Below are 23774 nucleotides of genomic sequence, written 5' to 3'. Positions count from 1 at the left end.
AGTGTCAGTAGGAAGTTGTCTGGTGTATTCCGACGTACAAAAACACGATTATGAACAGCTGGTACGTGATCATGCGACGCTGGTAAAGCGCATTGCACACCACCTTATTGGCCGTCTGCCTGACAGTGTGCAGCTTGATGACCTTATTCAGGCCGGCATGATTGGCTTGCTGGAAGCCGCGCGTAAATACGATGGTGGCAAAGGTGCCAGCTTCGAAACCTACGCCGGTATCCGCATTCGTGGCGCGATGCTGGACGAGATCCGTAAAGGAGACTGGGCACCACGCTCGGTGCACCGTAATTCCCGTCGTATCAGTGATGCCATTAAACAGATTGAAAGTGAAAAAGGCCGTGATGCTGAAGACAGCGAAGTCGCCGGTTTTCTGGGCATCAGTCAGGATGAATACCATGCCATCCTGAAAGACAGCGCCGGCTGCCGGCTGTTCAGTTTTGAAGAGGTTGTTGAAAAGAGCGAGTCAGGCTTCGACGTCTTTGAAGAAGAGTCCCCCAATCCGCTGGACGGTATCGAACGTGAATCCTTTCAGCGTCAACTCGCCGACGCTATCCGTCATTTACCCGAAAGGGAACAGCTGGTACTCGCCCTGTACTACGACGAGGAACTGAACCTGAAAGAAATTGGCGCCGTATTGGGTGTCAGCGAATCAAGGGTCAGTCAGCTGCACAGTCAGGCAGCTCATCGTCTGCGTGCCCGTCTTGGCGGCTGGTTGTCCTAACTCCTTCCTGTTATTGAAAAAAATCTTTTCTGAGCGCTTTGTTTCTGGATAAAGCGATAACTGTGTCTACACTAAACCTTAGGAACGACTTGGAATATAGAGAGTCGATTACTGGAGGTCGTTTTGGACAAAAACATGAAAATTCTGATCGTTGATGATTTCTCAACGATGAGACGAATCGTCAAAAATCTGTTGCGTGATCTGGGGTTTACCAATACTCAGGAAGCAGACGACGGCACAACAGCACTTCCCATGTTGCAGAATGGTGATTTCGACTTCTTAGTGACGGACTGGAACATGCCTGGCATGACAGGTCTCGACTTGCTGAAGAAAGTGAGAGCCGATGATCGCCTGAAAAGTCTGCCGGTACTGATGGTGACAGCGGAAGCCAAACGCGACCAGATTGTTGCCGCTGCTCAGGCAGGGGTTAACGGCTATGTCGTGAAACCTTTTACTGCTGCGGTACTGAAAGAAAAGATCGATAAGATCTTTGAACGTGTCGAAGGTTAACCAGGAAGACAACTTGATGGCCGGGATCAATCTGGATACCGATAACAGCGCTGTCGGCTCTGAAATCAAAAGCCTTGCAGAAAGCATGCTCAGGCAGCTTGAGCTTGGTGATCTCAGCAAGGCGGTAGCATTGGTTAATAACCTCAACGAGGTTCGTGACCGTACGCTGTACAATGAGATTGGCCGGCTGACCCGCGCTCTGCATGAAGCGATCAAAAATCTGCGGGTCGACTCGGTGGGCGCGGGATCTGAGATCGATAATGCAAGCGATAAGCTGGCCTATGTTCTGGAAATGACAGATAAATCGGCCAACCGCACTATGGACCTGGCCGATGCCGGTATGCCACTGGCAACCGACATCCATGACCGGGCCAGTGCATTATCGGCTGAGTGGCAACGTTTCCTTAATAAAGAATTAAAGCCGGATGAATTCCGTGCTTTAACCAAAGATATCAATCAGTTTCTGATCGACAGTGCGAATCAGTCCCAGAGATTGCAGGGACAGCTATCTGATATCGTGCTGGCGCAGGATTTTCAGGATTTAACCGGTCAGGTTATTCATAAAGTCGCCGCATTGGTAACGGATGTGGAAAGCCGTCTTGTACAGCTTGTTGCGATGGCCGGTAACGTCGATTCCATTACCGGAATAGTTCATGCCGATCTTGAAACGGCTGAAAAGCCGACGGAAGGCGCCAATATCGCTGCGGAGGGACCGCAGATTAATAAGTCCAGTGAAGACGTAGTTGCCAGCCAGGATGATGTTGATGACTTACTGTCCAGTCTTGGTTTTTAAAGGAGCTAACGGATGAGTTTCGATGCTGATGAAGAGATTCTCCAGGATTTTTTGGTTGAAGCCGGAGAAATTCTTGAGCTGCTCTCTGAACAACTGGTCGATCTTGAACAACGCCCACATGATAAAGACCTGCTGAATGCTATCTTTCGCGGTTTTCATACCGTTAAAGGTGGGGCTGGATTTCTGCAACTTAATCCTCTGGTGAACTGCTGCCATGCAGCGGAAAACGTCTTCGATACGCTGCGCAACGGCCATCGTACTGTCAATTCAGATCTTATGGATGTTGTACTCCAGGCGTTAGACAGCGTTAACGAAATGTTTGAAAGCGTTCGCTCCGGTGCTGCGCCTGAAGAAGCAGACCCGGAACTCATTGAGCGGCTGCATAAACTGGCATTACCTGAATCAGAAGATGAAGTTCAGAGCAGCGATCCGGAACCTGCTGCTACTGACTCTGTCGCAGAGGAGCCTGTCAGCGAGTCCGGCCCTGCAGAAACAGCGCCCGCAGAAGACAGTGGTGATATTACAGACGATGAATTCGAGCAACTGCTGGATGCTCTGGACGAAGAAAAAGCGAATGCAGCTGCGGCAGAAACAGCAGATGACGATTTCTTTGATATAGGCTCCGACAGCACAGATAACAATAGTGACGAAATTACCGAAGATGAATTTGAGGCACTGCTTGATCAGATTCATGGTAAAGGTAAGCATGCTGGTGCACAGACATCGGGAACTGTAGAGCCAGAAAAAACAGAGGCTGAGCCTGTCGCAGCGTCTGCTAATGCAGCAGGTGGGGATGATCTGATCAGTGATTCGGAGTTTGAAGAATTACTTGATCGTCTGCATGGCAAAGGCAAGCATTCAAATGCCCCGGGCGCCGAGTCCGCACCTGCAGCCTCTGCGGAAAAACCAGAAGCTGCAAAACCTCCGGTCACGCCCGCTGCAGATACCAAGCCAGCTGCAAAAGCAGAGTCTAAGTCTGCGCCAAAAACAGAAGCAAAACCGGCTGCTGCGAAGGCACCGGCAGCGGTTGAAGAAAGCAAACGTCAGGATAAAGATGCTGCCGCATCAGAAGCAACGGTACGTGTGGATACCAAACGCCTTGACGACATCATGAATATGGTTGGCGAGTTGGTGCTGGTTCGTAACCGTCTGGTTCGTTTGGGACTGAAAAGTACCGATGAGTCGATGGCTAAGGCGGTCGCTAATCTGGATGTGGTAACCGGTGATTTACAGGCATCCGTCATGAAAACCCGGATGCAGCCAATCAAGAAAGTATTTGGCCGTTTTCCCCGGGTTGTCCGCGATCTTGCCCGCCAACTGAAAAAAGAAATTAATCTGGAATTACGCGGCGAAGAAACGGATCTGGATAAAAACCTGGTCGAAGCTCTGGCCGATCCATTGGTTCACCTTGTGCGAAATGCAGTGGATCATGGTGTGGAAATGCCGGACGTGCGTGAAAAAAATGGTAAACCACGGGTCGGTACTGTTGTTCTTTCTGCAGAGCAGGAAGGGGACCATATTCTGCTGATTATTCAGGACGATGGCGGCGGTATGGATGCCGATGTTCTGCGCCGGAAAGCAGTAGAAAAAGGCGTTATGGATCAGGATGCCGCTGATCGTCTGACCGAAAACGAATGCTTTAACCTGATTTTTGCGCCGGGTTTTTCCACCAAAGAGCAGATATCTGATGTATCCGGCCGTGGTGTCGGTATGGATGTTGTTAAAACAAAAATTTCTCAGCTGAATGGCACTATTAACATTGATTCCCGTCCCGGTGTAGGTACAGGAATCCGGATTAAAGTACCACTGACTCTGGCTATTATGCCGACGTTAATGGTCATGCTGAAAAATCAGGCTTTTGCTTTCCCACTGGTTAGCGTCAACGAAATTTTCCACCTCGATCTGACTAAAACAAATATTGTTGATGGCCAGGAAGTGGTGGTTGTACGCGAAAAACCAATACCGTTATTTCATCTGAAACGCTGGCTTATTAAAGGTGAAGCCTATGCCAAAGCCGATGAAACAGCGCATGTTGTTGTCGTTTCGGTGGGTACGAAACGTGTCGGTTTTGTAGTTGACCAGCTGATTGGCCAGGAAGAGGTTGTTATTAAGCCTTTGGGTAAAATGTTGCACGGTACAGCAGGTATGGCGGGAGCAACGATTACAGGTGACGGTCGGATTGCACTTATTCTGGATATACCGAGTATGCTTACCCGCTATGCATCATCCCGGCATTCCAGCGCAGCATAAAGTCTACAACGACTAAGGAAGAGTTGATTTCATGAGTATCCGTGTTCTGGTCGTCGATGATTCCGGATTTTTTCGCCGCCGTGTAACTGACATCATTAATGCAGACGGCCGTATGGAAGTTGTCGGGGTCGCATCTAATGGCCTTGAAGCCATTGAGATGAATGAATCTCTGAAGCCTGATGTTATTACCATGGATTATGAAATGCCGGTCATGGATGGCATTACCGCGGTGCGTAATATCATGCAGCGGCGTCCGGTACCTGTTTTGATGTTTTCTTCACTTACGTTCGAAGGCGCACGGGTTACGCTGGATGCTCTGGATGCTGGTGCATTAGATTTTTTGCCCAAGAATTTTGATCAGATTGCTAAAGATGCAGTTCAGATTAAGCGGGCGCTGACCGATAAAATTGCTGCCGTTGCACGTAGCCAGACTAAAGTGACAACGGTTCAGGCTGTCCGGCCTGCGGTGCGCGGGCGTCTGACTCAGACGGAGCTGGTTGTTATCGGCACATCAACCGGCGGGCCTGCAGCTCTGCAGACATTGTTTAAAAATATCCCCGGCAGTTTCAAAACACCGATTATTATTGTGCAGCATATGCCGGGATCTTTTACCAAAGCTTTTGCTGAGCGTTTGAATTCTCTCAGTCCCCTGATTGTTAAAGAAGCGGCTGATGGCGATAAAATTGAAGCAGGTCATGTTTATGTTGCTCCTGGTGGTATGCAGCTGATGGTGGATCGGCGTGCCGGCGGTGTTATTCATATCCGGGAAAGCGACGAAAGGGTCAACTACCGCCCGAGCGTTGACATTGCGTTTGCTTCAGCAGCTAAACATTACGGTAATAAAACACTGGCGATTGTCCTTACCGGAATGGGAGCTGACGGTCGTGAAGGTGCCCGCCTGCTGAAGCAAGGTGGGGCAACTGTCTGGGCCCAGGATGAGGAAAGCTGCGTTATTTTTGGCATGCCGCTGGCCGTTATCAAGGAAGGGTTGAGTGACGATATATTACCCCTTAAAGATATCGGACCGAGGCTGGTTGAAGAGGTCGGCTAGTGGATCGCTGGGCGTTAGTCACTGTTTTACTGGCAGTTATTGCAGTATTAACCGGCTTTTCCCTTGAAGGAGGAAACCTCACAGCGTTGTGGAATCCTCCGGCAGCTCTGATTGTTTTTGGTGGCGGTATTCTGGCCACTCTTGCCCAACTTCCCGTAAGCCAATACCGCCCTTTGGGTGAATTGCTGTTTTGGCTGATTGCTCCGCCTCAATACTCCTTTGATGTACTCATCAGTAAGTTAACAGTCAGCGGCAATGCTCTGCGCCGTGATGGCCCTTTGGCTCTGGAAAAAGTAGCAGGGTCAGAAACCGACCCTGTTTTCCGTAAAGCGTTGCTATTACTGGCTGACGGTAATGATGTTGAAGCCATGCAGTCTGCACTCCATCTGGAGCTGAAAAGCCAGGAAGAACGTGATCAGGACTTATTGTCTGTACTGGATAATTTTGCCGGTTATTTACCCACTCTGGGAATTGTCGGCGCGGTACTGGGTTTGATGCAGGTTTTGTCGAGTATCAAACAGCCGGAAGCTCTTGCCGCAGGAATCGCCACCGCTTTTGTGGCAACGTTTTATGGCGTTGCCAGTGCGAATCTTATTGTTATTCCCCTGAGCAGCACGTTGCGTCAGCGTCTGGCTATCCGCAGCCGGTATTATGAAGCATTGATGTTAGGTGTTGTGGCATTAAGAAATGGGGTTAACCCGATGGCGCTGCGTTATCGCATGCAGGGAATTGTGTTGTGAGACGGCATGGTCCTGATCCGCATCGCTGGCTGGTTTCTTATGCCGACTATATGACGCTGCTGTGCGTCTTTTTTATCATGTTGTATGCGGTGCAACTGATTGATGATGAGCAGGGCTCAGCAATCCGCAGCGAGCTTGAAGGTGTCTTTTCTACGGTACTTCCCCCCGAGCCCGTCACTCCGCCAACGCTTTCCACGCCCCTGGAAAAGGGCAATGGATTATTACCTTTATTGGCGGATATCCGTCAGGTTGCTCAATTTATTCCGGAATCGGACGATATAAGAATAGAAGGGGACAAAGACTGGATTACCGTATCGTTGAATGCCGATCTTTTATTTGCCCGTGGTGAAACACGTATCCGTGACGAAGCTTTGCCGCTGATGCAGGCTATTGCCGCTGAACTGAAGGATTTTCCGTTTCCAATCAATGTTCAGGGGCATTCGGACGATACACCGGCAAAAGGCATTACCAACTGGGAAATTTCAGCGTTACGGGCAGCATCGGTGGTACAGAATCTGGTGTTGTATGGCGTAGCACCGCAGCGTATGGCCGCTATGGGGCTTTCGTACTACCACCCGTTGAATACTGAAAATACCGAAGAAGCACGGGCAGAGAATCGTCGTGTTGTGATTTTTATGACGCAAACGAGCGAAGCTGCACCCTGGTCCCGTCCTGCTGCAAAGAATTGACATACTTTTTGCTTAATCAATGTTTTACAGCAAAAAGTACTTTTAGTGACCCTTGCGGGTCATGTGCTCACAGAGAACAGGGTGAAACTAGTGCGGATCTGGTCGATAGCAAATCAAAAGGGTGGGGTTGGCAAAACAACCAGCGTGGTTGCTCTGGGAGGTCTGTTGGCTGAACAGGGAAAACGCGTATTGTTGGTGGACCTTGATCCTCATGGTTCCCTGACGAGTTACTTCCGGCAGAATCCCGATAATCTGGAACGCAGTCTTTATCATCTGTTTTTTGAGCAACGCTACAAAGACAAAGCTTTTATTCAGACCGTCATCAAACCCACCAGTCTTCCCAATGTATCTTTGCTGCCTGCGACGACATCGCTGGCCACACTTGAACGTCAGGTCAGTGGGCAGGATGGTATGGGATTGGTTCTGGCACGGTCGCTCGCTCAGTTGTGGGATGAATACGATTACGCCTTACTGGATACGCCACCCATTCTTGGCGTGCTGCTGGTCAATGCGCTGGCTGCCTGTCAGCGTCTGGTGATTCCTACCCAGACAGAGCATCTTGCAATGAAAGGTCTGGAAAGAATGATCCATACCCTGAAAATGGTGATGCGCTCGCAGAACCGTAATCTGCCTTTTATGATCGTACCGACGTTATTTGATCGCCGGACGCTTGCCTCTGTGACCACGCTGAAAGAAATGCGCCGTCTGTATCAGGATTCACTGTGGCAGGAGGCAATTCCGGTGGATACCCGTCTGCGTGATGCCAGTCATGAAGGTGTGTTTCCACATCAGATGGATGAGCAGGGCCGTGGGGTGCGGGCATATCGTCACCTGTTGAGTGAACTGGATGTGGCGGACCCGGGTCGTGGCTAGTTATATTCCACCGTTACCGGCCAATGTCAGCCATCCGCTGGACGACTACTTTGATCATCTGTTAGCCGCTGATGGCGAAGTAGCAGGTCAGGGAGTGAACTGGGATGACTTACTGCGTTCTGCCGTCAGTCCTCATCATCTGCAGGAAGCATTGGCCAGCAGCACGTTACAAAGTGGCTATGCCCCTGTGCTCTTACGTCCGTTAGGTGAGGGAGGTAAAGCAGCTCAGCGCACCCAGCTGTTGACTGCACTGGGGTTGATACGCCATTTACCGGAATCATCGCTGCGTCGCTGTATGTTAGCGGCGTGTCTGCCCGTTGCTGCGGAGACCGTGCTTAATGGCTGATGCTAACTCTAAGACAGATCTGGTAAATCAGGTCGACTTTGTCTTGCAGGACTATCTTGATCAGCTCCTGGTCAGTGCCACGGAAGTGACTCCTGTTACTACGGTTAAATCCGGATCTGCCAGTCTTCAGGTGGCTGAACCTGTTGCAGAAACGCCTTCTGTCGCCATCAGCGAAGAGCTGCCTTCTTCGCCAGCAGAGGTAAAGACAGCGTCACGCACGGTGAGTCCTGCGCGTGACGCCTTTGCTGAGGTTATACCGCAGCAACCAATGCCGGAATTTACTACCGAAACGGATGTCGAAACTCCGTCAGATATCCAGGATGAAATCAGTAGCAGGGCTCATGACGTCAATGAATTGACTAACGAGGCGATGCAAACGCTCTCATTAAACTGGCAATCCAGCCAGGGGATTGATTGTCTTATTTTTAAAGTCGCTGGTCTTAAGCTCGCCATTCCGTTGCCACTGCTTGGCGGTGTGCATAACGTAACAGACAAGGTGACGCCGCTGTTTGGCCAGGCCAGCTGGTCGCTGGGCGTCTGGCAGGGCGATAAGGCCAAGCTTACTATCATCGACAGTGCTCAACTGATCATGCCTGAGAGACGTATCAGTCTGAATGACGACGGCTACAGCTTTTTTATTCAGCTGGACCGCTCGCCCTGGGCGCTGGCGTGTCAGGAAATCTGCGATACCGTAACCTTGGTACACGATTCCATTAAATGGCGTGGGGATGGCAGTAAACGCCCGTGGCTTGCAGGAACGGTGATCTCTGAAATGTGTGCTTTACTGGATGTACCGGGGTTATTAAAACTGCTGGAAGAAAATCGCCGGGTTGCGCGTCAGGCGTAAAGCCCTCCGGTATTTCAGCGTTGCAATATCCTTTCTGTTCAATGGATTACAGCTTTTAGCCCCGGAAAAAATTCCCTGTTTTAACTGGTACACTTTGTGCTCTGTTCTATAGTTAAGAAAGGTTCGTCATGTTTTTTGACACAGTCAGGCATCGGCCTTTCTTAGCGAGGATGTTTTATGTCAGCGATTGCCGGAAATAAAGGTGCGGAAGATCCCGTCTTACAATGGGTAACCTTCCGTCTGGAAAACGAGACGTACGGAATCAATGTGATGCAGGTGCAGGAAGTCTTGCGTTACAGCGAGATTGCACCGGTTCCAGGTGCTCCCCCGTATGTACTTGGCATTATTAACCTGCGTGGCAACGTTGTAACGGTGATCGATACCCGACTCCGTTTTGGCCTGCCAACAGCTGACACCACTGATCAGACGCGTATCGTTATTATCGAAGCGGAAGGTCAGGTGGTTGGTATCCTCGTCGATGCGGTGGCTGAAGTGGTGTATCTGCGTCAGTCAGAAATTGAAACCACCCCGAACGTCGGCAATGAGGAAAGCGCCAAATTCATCCAGGGGGTTTGTCATAAAAATGATGAACTGCTTATTCTGGTGGATCTGGAGAAACTGATGACCGACGAGGAGTGGACAGAAATCCAGGGTTTATAGGAGTCTGTCATGGCGTCTCTGTCACTGATGCACTGGTTATTGATAGGTAATATGGGTTTGCTGTTATTGGTCGGCGCTTTTATGTGGTCGCTTAAACGGCAGCAAAATCAGGATGCCAGCCGGCTGGATCAGGCGGTTGGCAGCTTACAACAGGCACATCAGGCGATGAGCAAAAGCACCATTGGTATGGGGCGAAAGCTCAAACAGATGGATGGACGCCTGCAGCAGGCTGAACGCAAGGTAGTTTTGCCTACAACAGACGAGGCTACCTTTTTGCAGGCATCACGCCTGGTTGGACTCGGAGCAACAGCCAGCGATCTGGTTGACAGTTGTGGCGTCGCGCGGGGAGAAGCGGAGCTGATTGTTTCGCTGAAACGGCAGACAGCGCATTAAAATACTGATTGATTGAAAAAACAGGCCTTGTGCCTGTTTTTTTATGCCTCCGGTGCCGGCCGTATTGAACAGGCTGTGATGGTTCCGCCGATGCAGCGCAGGGATCTTCTGTGTGAAGTAACAAGCCTGTCTGCAGGTAACTCTTTATAACAAAACAATCCATGTCGGCTCCCTCCCTCTTCCTATACTTGGTTTAAGTATGTTGTCAGGAGTTGGGCTATGAAACCTTCACTGCACCTCATGATTATCGGATTATTTACTTTGCTGGGTTTGTATCTGCCTGCTGCAGAACTGCCAGCACAGAACAATCATATGCAGGATGCCCACGCCAGCCTGATCCGTAATGCTACTTTTATGGAGAAAACGCCGGAATTTACCGACCTTTATATTATCCAGACGTCAGATAAAGGCCGGCAAATTGTTATCTACTGCAATTCAGCTTATTGCTACAAACGCAATGGACATATGATGACGGTTTAAACACCGCTGACAAACAGGGCAACGGTGCAGCCAATGCCCGCCGTCCAGACCAGAGAGCGCAGGGTTGCATGATTGCTGAGGTATAACACGCCATACAGCACCCGGATCGCGATAAAAGCCATAGCCAGCATATCAATCCATTCCTGATTACCACCGCTCAGGTGAGCAATAATTACCGCTGCGGCAAATGCCGGAAATGCTTCAAAGCTGTTGAGTTGCACCCAGTGTGCGCGTTTGCGATAACCTTCCTGCTTCTCCAGAAACTCGCGTGGCGAGTAATTGTTGTAACGACGTCCGCCAGCTTTGGCCAGCCCGGTAAATACATAAGGCAATAAAGCGGCGATCAGGACGCACCAATATCCGATAGTCATAGTCTTTCCTGTATTCAGATGAAATAGAGAGCTTGTAAAAGCTGCGCTGCATTTTTAGCTTGTTAGCGGAGGTTGCACGAGGTTGGAGTGTGCCGAAATAGCGTCAGCATTATCCGCACAGGGGGAGTCGCAGTGAAAATGGCGGTACTGAGTACCGCCATAATGTGATCAGGAGTACGGAATGCCCAGTTTGCGATAGATAAATCCCATCAGCCATGCAGGGCCAATCAGCAGAAACTGAATGTCTTTAAAGAATGACGGCTTTTTCCCTTCAATGTAGTGCCCAATAAACTGAAGAATCCACAATACAACAAAGCTGCCAGCGCAGACGGCCCAGAGTGGTGCCAGATTCAGTTGCTCAAACCAGGCAATAAGAGCATAGGTTGCAATGGTAAAAGCGGTCAGGCCGACCGACAGGCTGAATGACATTCGTACATAAAACCCCACTACAACAATGGCTGACAGGGTGGCCCAGTTCAGGTAGGGTACTTGCGTGAAGGTTGCCGGTACCGGTATTTCCCACAGCAACCCCATGATGACAATAAAAATAAGCGGGACACAGATCCAATGAATCAGTTTGTTCAGTGGGTTCTGGTGGCTGGCACCATACTCTTCAAACCATTGATCGGCTGTTTTTTTATTCATAGCGGAGTTCTCTTTGTTTTATTGTTATCGGTTGTCAGATGCTCATAATGTAGCGCAAATGCCGGTATTAAAAATTGTCCCCGCAGGACACCGGGTTTAACCGCAGAAGTCAGTTAATGAATACACCATACAATAACGCGGAAAAAACAGTATCTGTTCTCTGGATAAAAGCCTTACTGCAGGGCGCGGAACTGCAGGGCATTGCTGCTGCCCCGTTGCTGCAGGCGGCCGGCATCAGCCATGAGTTACTGAATACTTCCTACGCCCGGGTATCTCTGCAACAAACCTTAAAAATATGGCGTGCAGCGGAAGCGTTGTGTCCGGCTGAAGATTTTGGTTTGCTGATGGGAGAACTGGTTAAACCGGCACATTTTCAGCTGTTTGCCCTGACACTGATGCACAGTCCGGATCTTGGTTCAGCGTTCGAAAAGTCTGTCCGTTACACCCGGCTTCTGAGTGATGGCGGGCGTTATTTTCTGCAACTCAATGAGCAGGAAGCTGCGATTTGCTACGAACCTCAGGCCGATAATTTCAGCCGTCATCAGGTAGATGCCGTTCTGGTTTTATTACGCAGTTTTGCCAGTTGGCTGGCCTGTAAACCGGTTGCTCTGCAGCGTGCAGAGTTTATGCATAAACAGCCGGAAAATCTGGATAATTACCAACGTATCTTTGCCGCCTCCTTGCAGTTTGAGGCATCGCGGAACGCCTTGGTATTTGCGCCGGAAATTATGGCAGAACCCCTGGCATTAGGTGATGAAAAGCTGGCGGCAATGCATGAGCAGATGCTGGAAGAGCAGTTGGCTCTGCTGCAACAACCCGATACTGCCGGGCTGGTTCAGCACTTTCTGCGTAACAGCATGGATTTATCGGTTGATCGTGATCAGCTGGCCCAGCGTCTGCATATGAGCGGCCGGACTTTGCAGCGTAAATTGCAGGATGATCAGACAAGCTTTCAGCAGTTGTTGGATGCAGAACGTCAGCGGCGGGCTCTGATTCTGTTAACCACAACCAGTCTGCCTCTGACTCAGATCAGCGAGCAACTTGGCTTTTCAGAAAGCAGTACCTTTACGCGGGCTTTTAAACGCTGGGAAGGCGTGGCCCCTCTGGAGTACCGCCAGCAGCATAAATCCTCCACCTCCTAAAACCGCCATTCGATGCCGCTGAAAAAGCGGTAACTGAGCAGGTTAATATCTTCAATACGCAGGCTGTCGTCATCACGGCGGCTGACAAACAGGAAGTTCTGGCTTTCGGTGGACAGGCTGTTCTGCCAGTGCAGATTGGGCGTAATGCGCACTCGCCATACACTGCCGAGCAGTAGTTTCAGGCTGATAAAATCATTGGCCAGCGCTGATTCATCCAGTAATGCCGCGTTACCATCGTCATATACCTGACCGTGCCCGAGACTGAATGCCCAGATCCCCCGCAAGCCAGGCAGTAATGGCTGGTGTTTAATGTTCAGTTGCCAGTAATCAAACTGTGCTGGTATTAAGGTCTCAAGGTTACTGTTCTGCAGACGGACGCTGAGTGGTTGCCATTGTTGTATGTGTTCCAGCCCGGTTGAGCTTATCGGGCTGCCGCTGCGGCGGGTATCCAGCTCCAGTCCCCACTGTTTTGTCGTACTGTTCAGCAGCAGAGCCTGTCCCTGCTGGTAGGACTGATCAGAAATGATCAGTGGTTGCTGCAGCTGGTGTAATTGCTGCAGTTTTTGCTGCTGTGCGCTGAAGGCGACCGTCATCATATCGATCTGGTACAGGGGAAGGCTGATGCGCCAGTCGCTGAATTCGCTATAGCCTTTGCTGCGTGACATTTCAGTGCGCAGACCCTGAGTCCATTCCAGTTGTGGCAGCGCTGGCAGCCAGTGTCGCCCATGCTGGGCTGGTTGTGGCAGGAGGTGGCATTCGACAGCGGCATACTGATCCCCTTCATCCTGCAGGGCAGGAATTCCGGCATAAGGCGCATGCACAAAACCGCCGGAGCAGCCGGCATAATGGCCGGCCCCGGCGAGGGCCGGTGCGGCAGAAAGAATACTGCTGATCAGCAGAAAAAATTCAGGGATTTTCATACAGCCTGTATCGGCCGCCCGGGACAGGAATTGAGGCTTTTTCAGGCGTCAGAGCGTTTTCAGAATATTAATCACATCATCATGATGGGTTTTGGTTTTGACCTTAGCCATCACATGCCGGAGTTTCCCGGTGGCATCAATAATAAAGGTTACGCGGTGGATGCCCATAAACTCTTTGCCCATAAATTTTTTCAGGCCCCAGACGCCATATTGTTCAGCAATGCTGTGGTCTTCATCCGACAGCAGATCAAAATTCAGATCGTATTTATCGATGAATTTCTGCAGGCGTGAAGGAGCATCCGGGCTGATGCCGAGTACTACAGTATTCAGTGCTTCGTATTCGCTGCGTGTGTCGCGGATGCCGCAGGCCTGAACGGTGCAGCCGGGGGTCATGGCTTTCGGGTAAAAGTACAGTACAACGTTTTTGCCTTTCAGTGCACTCAGCGTAACGTTATTACCGTTTTGATCAGGGGTGGTAAAGTCGGGAGCAGATTGCTCCAGTGGGGGGAAATTCAGACTCATGTTTATGCCTCGGTGCAAAAGCACCAAGGCTACCGCAGCGGCCTGATAAATCAAGCCACGTTGATTTCACTTCAACAATTAATACTGCGTTCGGACAGGTACTTTTCCAGTGTTTCACGGGCTTTATTGCCGGCTGGGCTGTTACGGAAAATAAACTCATGGGTTTTATTTTGCAGTACCAGCAGAACGTCAGAGCAGAAATCCCCTTCGTGTTCTTTACGCACTTTGCGCATCCGGGCTTCAACCAGAGTGTCCAGATTGATGTAAAAATCGCCGGGCATCTCTTCCAGATGATCGCCGGCATTCATGCGTACCATTGCAACATTGGGGGTAATACAGATGTAAGCCATCGCTGAACTCCTTGACCTTGCGTATTGTTATAACTGCCACCTGATAGTAGGGGAGGCGTGCGGCAAAAATGTTGATTCAGCGCAGGACAGGGAGGTTTTACAGCTTAATTTTGATATTGCTTTTAGGAATGCAGCAGCAGGGCAGAATATCGCCCTCGTTAAGCCAGGCCATAGGCTCTTCTGCATAGTGGACATCGCCCTCCAGCAGCTGCACACGACAACTGCCACAGTAACCTTCGCGGCACTGATAATGTACGGCAACGTCCTGAGCTTCGAGTGACTCCAGCAGGGTGGCTGCATGCTGGAAGTGAACTTCACGGCCATCGTCCAGCAATACATTGAACAGTGGCTTTTGCATGCCATCGAATTCGATCTGCGGGCTGGTTTCCGGTTGCTCCGGATTGCTTTCCGGCAGAAACAGCTCAGCCTGAAGCGGAGCTGCTTGCTCAGCTTCAGGTTGCAGGGCTTCGAGTTCGAAATTGCTGTCGGGCTGATTGTCCCCGGTCAGTTCGAAATCATTGTCCGGGGTGTCAGGCATTTTTTTCAAAGCAGCAGACATCAGAGGTCAAAATCACCCAGATCGGCGGTATCCACTTCACTGTCGATGGCGCCTACCAGATAAGAGCTGATTTCAGCTTCCTGCGGTGCTACCTGAACGTTATCGCTGTTCAGCCAGGCGTTGATCCACGGCAGTGGGTTGTTGCGCGGCGGGAAAACAGGATCAAAACCCAGAGCAGCAATACGCTGATTGGTGATGTACTCAACGTACTGACACAGAATGTCTTTGTTCAGACCGATCATGGAACCGTCTTTGAACAGATATTCGGCCCACTCTTTTTCCTGCTGTGCGGCTTCGCTGAAAATGCGTACAACGTCATCGCGGCATTCTTCGGCGATGGTGGCAAATTCTGGATCGTCTTTACCTTTGGCCATGATCTGCAGAATGTGCTGAGTGCCGGTCAGGTGCAGGGCTTCATCACGGGCAATCAGCTTGATGATCTTGGCGTTGCCTTCCATTTTGGCGCGTTCGGCGAAGGCAAAAGAGCAGGCAAAGCTGACGTAAAAACGGATGGCTTCAAGTACGTTTACTGACACCATCATCAGATACATGCGGCGCTTCAGCTCGTGCAGCGTAACTTCAATGGTTTCGCCATTTACCTGATGCGTACCCTCACCCAGCTGGATGTAGTAATTGCTCAGATTGATAAAGCTGTCGTAGTACTCGGTAACCGAGATAGCACGGCGGGTGATGTGCTCGTTACGGGTGATATCGTCAAAAATCTGCGCCGGGTTTGGCACGATGTTACGCACGATATGAGTGTACGAACGGCTGTGAATGGTTTCGCTGAATGACCAGGTCTCAATCCAGGTTTCCAGCTCCGGCAGAGAAACAACCGGCAACAGGGCAATGTTCGGTGAACGGCCCTGAACGGAATCCAGCAGCGTCTGATACTTCAGGTTGCTGACGAAAATATGCTTCTCGTGTTCCGGCAGATCAAGGAAATCCTTGCGGTCGTTGGTCAGGTCGACCTCTTCCGGACGCCAGAAGAAAGACAGTTGTTTTTCGATCAGATTTTCAAAAATCTTGTGTTTTTGCTGATCGTAGCGCGCCACGTTGACCTGTTCGCCAAAGAACATGGGCTGGGAAAAGGTATCAAATTCGTTGCGGTTAAATGTGGTATAGGCCATACGGGGTTCTTTCTCAAAGCAGCCACCGAGAGGTGGCTGCGACAGGTCTGAAATAATTAAATCTTACACGCGCCGCCTGCGCAGTCATCGTCTTCTTCGATCACAGCGTCTTTCTGCGGATCTTCCATACCATCGCGGGTGTTATGGTAATAGAGCGTCTTAAGGCCGTTTTTGTACGCGGTCAGCAGGTCTTTCAGCAGCTGTTGCATCGGTACCTTACCACCGTCAAAACGTGACGGGTCGTAGTTTGTGTTAGCGGAGATCGCCTGGTCGACGAATTTCTGCATGATACCGACCAGCTGCAGATAGCCATTGTTGTTCGGAATCTGCCATAACAACTCGTAGTTTTTCTTCAGGCGTTCAAACTCAGGAACAACCTGCTTGAGGATACCATCTTTGCTCTGCTTCACGCTGATATATCCGCGCGGCGGTTCAATACCGTTGGTCGCGTTGCTGATCTGCGAGGATGTTTCAGATGGCATCAGGGCAGACAGCGTGGAGTTACGCAGGCCGTGGGCCAGAATATCTTTGCGCAGGGCTTCCCAGTCGTACTGCAGTGGTTCTTCACAGAACTTGTCGACTTCTTTCTTGTAGCTGTCGATCGGCAGAATGCCCTGAGCATAGGTAGTGTCGCTGAACGCTTCACAGGCACCCTGTTCTTTGGCCAGATTGTTGGATGCTTTCAGCAACCAGTACTGCATGGCTTCAAAAGCGCGGTGGGTCAGGCCGTTGGCACTGCCGTCGGAATATTTCACACCGTTTTTCGCCAGATAGTAGGCATAGTTGATCACGCCCACACCCAGGGTGCGGCGGCTCAGGCTGGCGCGTTTGGCGGCCGGGACCGGGTAGTCCTGATAGCTCAGCAGGCTGTCGAGGGCACGCACGATCAGATCAGCCAGTTCTTCCAGCTCATCCAGATTGTTCAGTGTGCCGAGGTTAAATGCGGCCAGAGTACAGAGCGCGATTTCACCGGAATCATCGTTCACGTCTTTCAGCGGCTTGGTTGGCAGCGCAATTTCCAGACACAGGTTGGACTGACGCACCGGAGCCAGTTTCGGATTGAACGGGCTGTGGGTATTACAGTGGTCAACGTTCTGAATGTAGATACGGCCGGTGCTGGCGCGTTCCTGCATCATGCTGGAGAACAGGTCGACCGCTTTCAGGGTTTTCTTACGGATACCGTCCTGCTGCTCGTATTTAACGTAGAGTTGCTCAAACAGTTCCTGATCTTCGAAGAAGGCGTCATACAGGCCCGGAACATCGGATGGTGAGAACAGCGTGATATTGCCGTTCTTGATCAGACGCTCGTACATCAGCTTGTTGATCTGTACGCCGTAGTCGAGGTGACGTACACGGTTTTCTTCAACACCGCGGTTGTTTTTCAGAACCAGCAGGTTTTCAACTTCGTAGTGCCAGATCGGGTAGAACAGGGTAGCGGCACCACCGCGCACACCGCCCTGTGAGCAGGATTTAACGGCGGTCTGGAAGTGTTTGTAGAACGGGATACAACCGGTGTGGAAAGCTTCACCACCGCGGATCGGGCTACCGAGTGCACGGATGCGGCCGCCATTGATGCCAATACCGGCACGCTGGGAAACATACTTAACAATGGCACTGGCGGTGGCGTTGATGGAATCCAGGCTGTCGCCGGCTTCGATCAGTACGCAGGAACTGAACTGACGGGTCGGAGTACGGACACCGGCCATGATTGGCGTTGGCAGTGACAGTTTGAATGTAGATACCGCATCGTAGAAACGACGAATGTATTCCAGGCGACGCTCTTTGTCGTAGCCGGCAAACAGGCAGGCGGCGATCAGCACATACAGGAACTGAGCGCTTTCATAGACTTCGCCGGTCACACGGTTCTGTACCAGATATTTGCCTTCCAGCTGCTTAACCGCGGCATAGCTGAAGGTCAGGTCGCGGCTGTGATCAATAAAGGCGTCCATCGCTGTGATTTCTTCAGCGGTGTAATCTTCGAGCAGATGGCGGTCATAACGCTCGGACTCAACCATGCGCTTCACATGATCAAGCAGGGCCGGTGGCTCAAAACGGCCGTAGGCTTTTTTGCGCAGATGGAAAATATTCAGGCGCGCGGCCAGGTACTGATAATCGGGTGTTTCTTCAGAAATCAGATCGGCGGCGGCTTTGATCAGGGTTTCATGAATCTCAGACGTCTGGATGCCGTCGAAAAACTGCAGGTGGGCCTTAAGCTCCACTTCAGACACAGATACGTTATCAAGACCCTCGGCAGCCCAGGTGACTACTTTGTGGATTTTATCCAGATTTAAAGGTTCCTGGGTGCCGTCACGTTTGGTGACTTTTAGCTCGCTGTTCATCTCTTCTGTGCCTGTATCCAAGGGAAACTACTCCATCTGTCCTTGATCGGTATGGGTTCCGTAAAACGCTTGACGGCTGGCCTGATAGTCTGTAGGTGCCGGTGTAAGTAACTGAGTTACCGACATATTTTTAAGTCGATCCACAAGATAATGCGGTATACCTATGAATTCAACCCCAAGATATAGTGGGTTATCGGTTTTGCCATGTGGATAACTTGTGTGTAGTTGGTGGACAGGATGTGGCTGTTTTTTCTAAGTCGTTATGCCCTCTGATTTTTACCAAATAATGAATAGATTGGTTACTATGCAACAAAGCGTAACTCGGTCTAGAGTTAATATCAGATGCCTGTGGCAATGTTCCGGGGTACGAACCTGTTTAAGGAATGGTAAGGAACCATGTTGAAGCAAGAAAATGGTCAAAGCCTTGAAGAAAACTGGCGCATTCTCATCGTTGAAGATGACGAACGTCTGGCGACTCTTACCAAGGATTATCTGGAAAGTAACGGTCTGAAAGTCGCGGTTGAAGGTGACGGCAGCCGTGCAATTGAACGTATTAAAACGGAGCAGCCTGACCTTGTTGTCCTGGATCTGATGTTGCCGGGTGAAGATGGCCTGGCGGTATGCCGTATTGTCCGTCCTTACTACAAAGGCCCGATTCTGATGCTGACCGCCCGTACCGAAGATCTCGATCAGGTACTGGGGCTGGAAATGGGGGCAGATGATTATGTTGCCAAACCGGTTCGTCCGCGTGTCTTACTGGCCCGTATCCGCGCCTTATTGCGCCGGGTTAAGGAGGTACCGGAAGAGCAGGTTGTTGAAGGCGGTTCTGATAACCGTCTGACCTTTGGCAATCTGGTTGTCGATAACGCCATGCGTGAAGCCTGGCTCGAAGGCAAGAGCATTGATCTGACCAGTGCCGAATTTGATCTGCTGTGGTTATTGAGCAGCAGTGCCGGACGTGTACTGACCCGGGAAGAAATTTTCCATCAGTTACGGGGTATTGAATATGACGGTCAGGATCGTTCCATTGACGTAAGGGTGTCACGTATCCGTCCTAAGGTGGGCGATGATCCGATGAACCCCAAGCGTATCAAAACCGTACGCAGTAAAGGCTACCTGTTCGTTAAAGAAATCTGACGTCAGGAGACATCGTCATTTTTATCCGGGTTTATTCAGGGCTGCTGGGCGCTTTGTTGATGGTGGGAATCATCTGCACGGTCGCTTTGCAGCTCGTTAACTTTGTGCGCAGCGCGCAATTCAATGAAGACATGGTGGGCGGCAGTGTTGCGCTGCTTGCCCAGCGGCTGCGTCAGGATCCAGGTGCTTTATCTGAGTTATCCGCACGTTTTGATGCTGATATCCGGATATTGCCATTGGCTGAAGGCCCGGTGGACGAATATCAGCAGAACCGTCTGGCCCGCGGGCAGTTGCTGGTTGATACCACCAATGAAGGACGAACAGCACGTCTGCTGTATCAGATGTCTGAGTCTGAATTACTCGATGTGCAGCTCAGTACGGTGACAGAGGTTCAGGCGCAGGCCTCGGCCTATCTGTTACTCGAAGACTGGCAGCGTTCCGGAGAGAGCATCGAAGCCTTTATCAAACGTATGCAGCCGCGCTTTGGTTTTCCGTTGTCGGTGGTGGATATCGACAAACTTTTCCTGTCAGATTCCGATTTTGCCCGGATGCAGTACGGCGATGTGCTGGTTAGGATTTCCATTGAAGGTCAGCAGGCTGAAGCGCTGGCGAAGCTGCCAGGTCAGCCACGGGCGTTGCGGCTCGGGCCTATTGATGCGTTCAACCCCTACTCCTGGCAGGCTATCTTCGTCATTACAGCCATCGGTATCATGTTGCTGGGTCTTGGGGTTTATTGGGTTGTGAACTCATTTGAGATCCGCTTGCGTAAGCTGGAGCAGGCTACCAGTCGTCTGGCGCAGGGGCACCTGAGTGCACGGGTAGCAATTTCTGGTACCGACCCGGTCAGTCGCCTCGGTCAGGCGTTTAATAAAATGGCAGAGCACATCCAGCGCCTGATTTCTATTCAGCGCGAGATGGTGCGTGCCGTATCCCACGAATTACGTACCCCGGTAGCCCGTATCCGTTTTGGCTTACAGATTATTGAAGACAGTGTCGATGATGCTTACGTCAGTAAGCAGCTGACTGGCATGGATTCGGATATTCAGGAGCTGGATGAGCTTATTGATGAGATCCTGACGTACGCGCGCCTGGAGGAAGGTGGGCCGCTGCTCGACTTCCAGAAGGTTAATGTGGCCGATGTGGCGGTGCAGGTGGTTGAAGAAGCGCGTCCACCGGCCCACGTCAGTGTCAGCTATGCCGGCGCTTCGCCGGAGAATGCCCACTATGCCGAGGTGGAGCCGCGCTATATTCATCGTGCCATTCAGAATCTGGTGGGTAATGCCGGGCGCTACGCCAGTTCCCGTGTCCGGGTCAGCTGTACCATTGGAACGGATACCTGCCGGGTTGATGTGGAAGATGATGGCCCCGGTATTCCGGAAGAGGATTGGGATCGGGTATTCACAGCCTTTGCCCGCCTGGATGACAGCCGTACCCGCAGCTCCGGTGGCTATGGTCTGGGATTATCGATTGTTCGCCGTATTGCGTATTGGCATGGTGGGCGGGCAATGGTCAGCCGCAGCGAGGCGCTTGGCGGTGCAAAATTCAGTCTGATCTGGCCGCGCCGTCATCACGAATAACGTGATGGCCTTATATCAAAATTGTATACAAAGCGTTACACAAAGACACTTTTACACTACAGACTGAAAAGCATGGCAGGATCATTATATGTCCCGCGTATCCCTAGGAGACGTGGTGAGAATGTAGCGAAATTATTCGCTTTTTTGGGCTCTTTCAGAGCCCTTTTTTTTGCCTGAAATTCGGGGAAATGGCCGCGACAGGCCTTTAGCTGACCGGAAGAATTCCCGGTAAGTGGCGGAAACAGGTCTCCAGCGCTTGCTGGAAGAAATCCTGAATATAGGCACTGTCTTGCTGATCTTTACGCACAGCCGCATACAGTGTTGGCCATACCCCTTCTTTGCCCAAAGGCCGGGCAGCAACCAGATTGGCATCAATATAGGGCTGCAGCGCCCAGTTTGGCAGGCAGGCGACACCCCGTCCGCTGGCAACCAGCTGCACCATCATCAGCGTTAACTCGGTTTGGCGGGTCGCCCGTGGCTCAATGCCGCTGGGTGACAGAAAGTGTTCAAACACATCCAGCCGGTTGCGGTCGACCGGATAGTGAATCAGGGTTTCGCTGCTGAGGTCGGCAGGCTGTATGCAGTCTTGCTGAGCCAGTGGATGCTGATTGGCGACGGCAAGAACCGACTGATAGCGGAATAATGGCTGATAATAAATTTCGTTATGCGGTCCCGGATCGGACGTTACCACCAGATCTACGTCCCCGCGGATTAAGGCGGGGATGGGCTCGAAGTGAAAACTGGTGCTGAGGTCAATCTCAACCTCAGGCCAGTGATCACGGAAGCTGTTGATGGCTGGCATCAGCCAGTCAAAGCAGCTGTGGCACTCGATTACCATATGCAGGCGGCCACTATGCCCTCCGGCCATTTTCTGCAGATTGCGCTCAGACTGACGCAGTAATGGCAGTACGTCGTCTGCCAGCTGTAATAACTCCAGCCCGGCGCGGGTAAAGCGCAAAGGTTTGGTTTTACGCAGAAACAACGACACGCCCAGGCGCTCTTCCAGATCTTTTAACTGATGGGAGAGCGCAGACTGGGTCAGGTGCATACGTCTGGCGGCTTCCACCAGAGTGCCGCCATCACGCAGGGCGGCGAGGGTGCGCAGATGTTTGATATCGAGCATGAATGAAATTCATAGACATTGAGTTCTGAATGTTAGCTTTTCATAGGCTTTGTTGAAAGCGCTGAATGATGCGATTCTGCTCATCCATCAATTGTGCCAGTTGCTCGCACTCGCTGTTCATACTGCCGGCCAGCTGCTCGGCTTCCTGAGCCAGACTCTCCAGTTGTGTCAGATGATCACGGATCTGATCGGCCGCCAGGTTCTGCTCGGAAGCTGAGCGTGAATTAGCATTGGTCATAGCCTGAATTTCACTGAGCTCATGGCGGATGGTGGAGAAGACGCCATTCACCTGACGGGCCCGCTCCAGAGTCTGCTCGGTCGAATGCTGCCCCTTGTTCATAGCCTCCACAGCCTGACCGCTGTGCTCATTCAGTCCGGTTACGATCAGCTGAATTTCGGCAGCGGATTCCTGAGTGCGTTGTGCCAGATTGCGTACTTCATCAGCGACTACTGCAAACCCGCGCCCTTGTTCCCCGGCGCGTGCGGCCTCGATGGCGGCGTTCAGGGCAAGCAAATTGGTCTGCTCGGCAATATCGCTGATAGCCTGCAGAAAGCGGTCAACGCCCTGAGTTTCGCTTGCCAGCCGGCTGATGGCTTCGGCCGTACCTTTAAGTTCAACCTGCAGGGCTTCGGTCTGAGTCATCATTACTTTGATGTCATTCTCACCGGAAGTGGCATTACCAACGGCCTGCTGACTGGCCTGTTGTGACTGCTGATTGTTTTCATTGAGTTGTAATGCGGTGTGCTGAATGTCGGTACTGACCTGTTCGACCTGTTGGGTATAGCTGTGCTGACGGCGGACGCGCTCCAGTGTGTTTTGTGACAGATTAAGGGTATTGCTGGTGGCGCTGACCAGTGAGCTGGTGTTGTCGGCAATGCGCACCAATACGGTCTGCAGGCGGCGGCGCATGGCATGCTGGGCAAACGCCAGCTGGCCATGAGCATCGTCACGGCCGGTGTAAATCCAGGCCATCAGGCGATTGTTGATAACATCCTGACCATAGCGGGTGAAGGCTTCTTCCTGTTGATACTGACGGAACAGGCTGAAGGCGGCGCTCAGGCCAACGATACCCTGCAGTATCAGATTATCAGACCAGTACAACGCAGCACCTGCGGCAATCAGCCAGGGCAGTGCCTGAGGCAGCATGGCCCGCAGAGCTCCCCAGCGTTGCAGCGGATTCTTACCACTGTTCAGCAGTTTATAGGCTTTTTCAGCACGACTGATCTGCTCGCGGCTGGGAGCAATGCGCACGGATTCATAGCCGACAATCTTATCGCCTTCGTACAGAGGTGTGACGTAAGCATCGACCCAGTAGTGATCACCGTTTTTGGTGCGGTTTTTAACGAGGCCCATCCAGTGTTGTCCGGCTTTTACGGTATTCCACAAATCGGCAAACGCGGCGGTGGGCATATCAGGATGGCGGACCAGATTGTGCGGACTGCCGTTCAGTTCTTCTTTGGTGAAACCACTGATGCGGATGAAGTGGTCATTACAGTGTGTGATAACCCCTTTGAGATTTGTGGACGACACCAGATGGTTATCGGCGGACAAAGTTACTTCACGTTGGGTTACCGGTTGGTTATTACGCATTTT

26 protein-coding genes are annotated in these 23774 nt (G+C 51.4%); 16 read left to right on the top strand and 10 right to left on the bottom strand.

Annotated features, from left to right (window positions below; all coding sequences use genetic code 11):
• Position 1 precedes the first annotated feature (1 nt).
• The 13 genes from LGT44_RS02100 (at position 2) to LGT44_RS02040 (ending at position 10365) form a co-directional block, all read left to right on the top strand.
• Positions 2-733: an RNA polymerase sigma factor FliA gene (locus LGT44_RS02100; RefSeq protein ID WP_186435726.1), complete on the top strand. Its 732-nt coding sequence runs from the start codon at positions 2-4 to the stop codon at positions 731-733.
• Positions 734-868: 135 nt separating this feature from the next.
• Positions 869-1243: a chemotaxis response regulator CheY gene (cheY, locus tag LGT44_RS02095; protein ID WP_444875578.1), complete on the top strand. Its 375-nt coding sequence runs from the start codon at positions 869-871 to the stop codon at positions 1241-1243.
• The gene (locus LGT44_RS02090; protein ID WP_230333516.1) at positions 1230-2036 is read left to right on the top strand and encodes a protein phosphatase CheZ; all 807 of its coding nucleotides are present in this window, start codon (positions 1230-1232) and stop codon (positions 2034-2036) included. The genes cheY and LGT44_RS02090 overlap by 14 nt, the downstream gene beginning before the upstream one ends.
• A gap of 12 nt (positions 2037-2048) precedes the next feature.
• Complete coding sequence (locus LGT44_RS02085) at positions 2049-4286, top strand: chemotaxis protein CheA (RefSeq protein WP_230330555.1); 2238 nt, start codon at positions 2049-2051, stop codon at positions 4284-4286.
• 31 nt (positions 4287-4317) lie between these two features.
• Entirely contained in the window at positions 4318-5337 is a 1020-nt protein-coding gene (locus LGT44_RS02080) for a protein-glutamate methylesterase/protein-glutamine glutaminase (RefSeq protein ID WP_145465774.1), read from the top strand.
• Positions 5337-6077, top strand: coding sequence for a motility protein A (locus LGT44_RS20085; RefSeq protein WP_230330556.1), 741 nt, complete (start codon positions 5337-5339; stop codon positions 6075-6077). The genes LGT44_RS02080 and LGT44_RS20085 overlap by 1 nt, the downstream gene beginning before the upstream one ends.
• Complete coding sequence (locus tag LGT44_RS02070) at positions 6074-6766, top strand: OmpA family protein (protein ID WP_145465772.1); 693 nt, start codon at positions 6074-6076, stop codon at positions 6764-6766. Before LGT44_RS20085 ends, LGT44_RS02070 begins: the two co-directional genes overlap by 4 nt.
• 90 nt (positions 6767-6856) lie before the next feature.
• Complete coding sequence (locus LGT44_RS02065; RefSeq protein ID WP_145466729.1) at positions 6857-7639, top strand: ParA family protein; 783 nt, start codon at positions 6857-6859, stop codon at positions 7637-7639.
• On the top strand, positions 7632-7985 hold the full coding sequence (locus LGT44_RS02060) for a hypothetical protein (RefSeq protein ID WP_225693530.1): 354 nt from the start codon (positions 7632-7634) through the stop codon (positions 7983-7985). The genes LGT44_RS02065 and LGT44_RS02060 overlap by 8 nt, the downstream gene beginning before the upstream one ends.
• Complete coding sequence (locus LGT44_RS02055) at positions 7978-8832, top strand: chemotaxis protein CheW (RefSeq protein ID WP_230330557.1); 855 nt, start codon at positions 7978-7980, stop codon at positions 8830-8832. Before LGT44_RS02060 ends, LGT44_RS02055 begins: the two co-directional genes overlap by 8 nt.
• Before the next feature lie 177 nt (positions 8833-9009).
• Complete coding sequence (locus tag LGT44_RS02050; RefSeq protein WP_145465769.1) at positions 9010-9492, top strand: chemotaxis protein CheW; 483 nt, start codon at positions 9010-9012, stop codon at positions 9490-9492.
• Positions 9493-9501: 9 nt separating this feature from the next.
• Complete coding sequence (locus LGT44_RS02045; RefSeq protein ID WP_145465768.1) at positions 9502-9885, top strand: DUF2802 domain-containing protein; 384 nt, start codon at positions 9502-9504, stop codon at positions 9883-9885.
• Positions 9886-10104: 219 nt separating this feature from the next.
• Positions 10105-10365 carry a hypothetical protein gene (locus tag LGT44_RS02040; protein ID WP_225693534.1) on the top strand — a complete coding sequence of 87 codons (261 nt, stop codon included), beginning with the start codon at positions 10105-10107 and terminating at the stop codon, positions 10363-10365.
• Here the strand turns inward: LGT44_RS02040 and LGT44_RS02035 are convergent.
• Together LGT44_RS02035 and LGT44_RS02030 are read right to left on the bottom strand one after the other, a co-directional pair.
• Positions 10362-10736, bottom strand: coding sequence for an MAPEG family protein (locus LGT44_RS02035; protein ID WP_230330558.1), 375 nt, complete (start codon positions 10734-10736; stop codon positions 10362-10364). The two genes, LGT44_RS02040 and LGT44_RS02035, sit on opposite strands and share 4 nt — an antisense overlap.
• A 168-nt stretch (positions 10737-10904) precedes the next feature.
• On the bottom strand, positions 10905-11381 hold the full coding sequence (locus tag LGT44_RS02030) for an Mpo1 family 2-hydroxy fatty acid dioxygenase (protein ID WP_230330559.1): 477 nt from the start codon (positions 11379-11381) through the stop codon (positions 10905-10907).
• Between the two features lie 116 nt (positions 11382-11497).
• Here LGT44_RS02030 and LGT44_RS02025 point away from each other — a divergent pair, with 116 nt between their 5' ends.
• Entirely contained in the window at positions 11498-12523 is a 1026-nt protein-coding gene (locus LGT44_RS02025) for an AraC family transcriptional regulator (RefSeq protein ID WP_230330560.1), read from the top strand.
• On the opposite strand, the gene LGT44_RS02020 is transcribed toward LGT44_RS02025, so the two are convergent.
• The 6 genes from LGT44_RS02020 to nrdA all read right to left on the bottom strand — a co-directional run bounded on the left by LGT44_RS02020 (position 12520) and on the right by nrdA (position 18343).
• On the bottom strand, positions 12520-13443 hold the full coding sequence (locus LGT44_RS02020) for a hypothetical protein (RefSeq protein WP_230330561.1): 924 nt from the start codon (positions 13441-13443) through the stop codon (positions 12520-12522). The two genes, LGT44_RS02025 and LGT44_RS02020, sit on opposite strands and share 4 nt — an antisense overlap.
• 48 nt (positions 13444-13491) lie before the next feature.
• Positions 13492-13965 carry a thioredoxin-dependent thiol peroxidase gene (gene bcp / locus LGT44_RS02015; RefSeq protein WP_145465762.1) on the bottom strand — a complete coding sequence of 158 codons (474 nt, stop codon included), beginning with the start codon at positions 13963-13965 and terminating at the stop codon, positions 13492-13494.
• Positions 13966-14036: 71 nt separating this feature from the next.
• Complete coding sequence (locus LGT44_RS02010) at positions 14037-14315, bottom strand: hypothetical protein (RefSeq protein ID WP_145465761.1); 279 nt, start codon at positions 14313-14315, stop codon at positions 14037-14039.
• 97 nt (positions 14316-14412) lie between these two features.
• Positions 14413-14853 carry a class I ribonucleotide reductase maintenance protein YfaE gene (gene yfaE / locus LGT44_RS20080; RefSeq protein WP_328296332.1) on the bottom strand — a complete coding sequence of 147 codons (441 nt, stop codon included), beginning with the start codon at positions 14851-14853 and terminating at the stop codon, positions 14413-14415.
• Positions 14854-14873: 20 nt separating this feature from the next.
• Positions 14874-16004, bottom strand: a complete 1131-nt coding sequence (gene nrdB, locus LGT44_RS02000; RefSeq protein WP_230330562.1) for a class Ia ribonucleoside-diphosphate reductase subunit beta — start codon at positions 16002-16004, stop codon at positions 14874-14876.
• Between the two features lie 56 nt (positions 16005-16060).
• Positions 16061-18343 (bottom strand): class 1a ribonucleoside-diphosphate reductase subunit alpha, encoded by a 2283-nt coding sequence (gene nrdA, locus LGT44_RS01995; protein WP_145465759.1) that lies wholly within the window; start codon positions 18341-18343, stop codon positions 16061-16063.
• Positions 18344-18739: 396 nt separating this feature from the next.
• Between nrdA and LGT44_RS01990 the strand changes: the two genes are divergently transcribed.
• Together LGT44_RS01990 and LGT44_RS01985 are read left to right on the top strand one after the other, a co-directional pair.
• Positions 18740-19480 (top strand): response regulator, encoded by a 741-nt coding sequence (locus LGT44_RS01990; RefSeq protein WP_145465758.1) that lies wholly within the window; start codon positions 18740-18742, stop codon positions 19478-19480.
• 86 nt (positions 19481-19566) lie between these two features.
• Positions 19567-21057: an ATP-binding protein gene (locus tag LGT44_RS01985; RefSeq protein WP_230330563.1), complete on the top strand. Its 1491-nt coding sequence runs from the start codon at positions 19567-19569 to the stop codon at positions 21055-21057.
• 205 nt (positions 21058-21262) lie between these two features.
• Here the strand turns inward: LGT44_RS01985 and LGT44_RS01980 are convergent, their stop codons facing one another.
• On the bottom strand, positions 21263-22180 hold the full coding sequence (locus tag LGT44_RS01980) for a LysR family transcriptional regulator (protein WP_230330564.1): 918 nt from the start codon (positions 22178-22180) through the stop codon (positions 21263-21265).
• 40 nt (positions 22181-22220) lie between these two features.
• Positions 22221-23771 (bottom strand): methyl-accepting chemotaxis protein, encoded by a 1551-nt coding sequence (locus LGT44_RS01975; protein WP_230330565.1) that lies wholly within the window; start codon positions 23769-23771, stop codon positions 22221-22223.
• Between the last annotated feature and the right edge of the window lie 3 nt (positions 23772-23774).

This window comes from Thalassolituus alkanivorans (genome assembly GCF_020447205.1).
GTDB classification, from domain to species: Bacteria; Pseudomonadota; Gammaproteobacteria; order Pseudomonadales; family Oceanobacteraceae; genus Venatoribacter; species Venatoribacter alkanivorans.
This window is presented reverse-complemented; position numbering and strand designations above follow the sequence as displayed.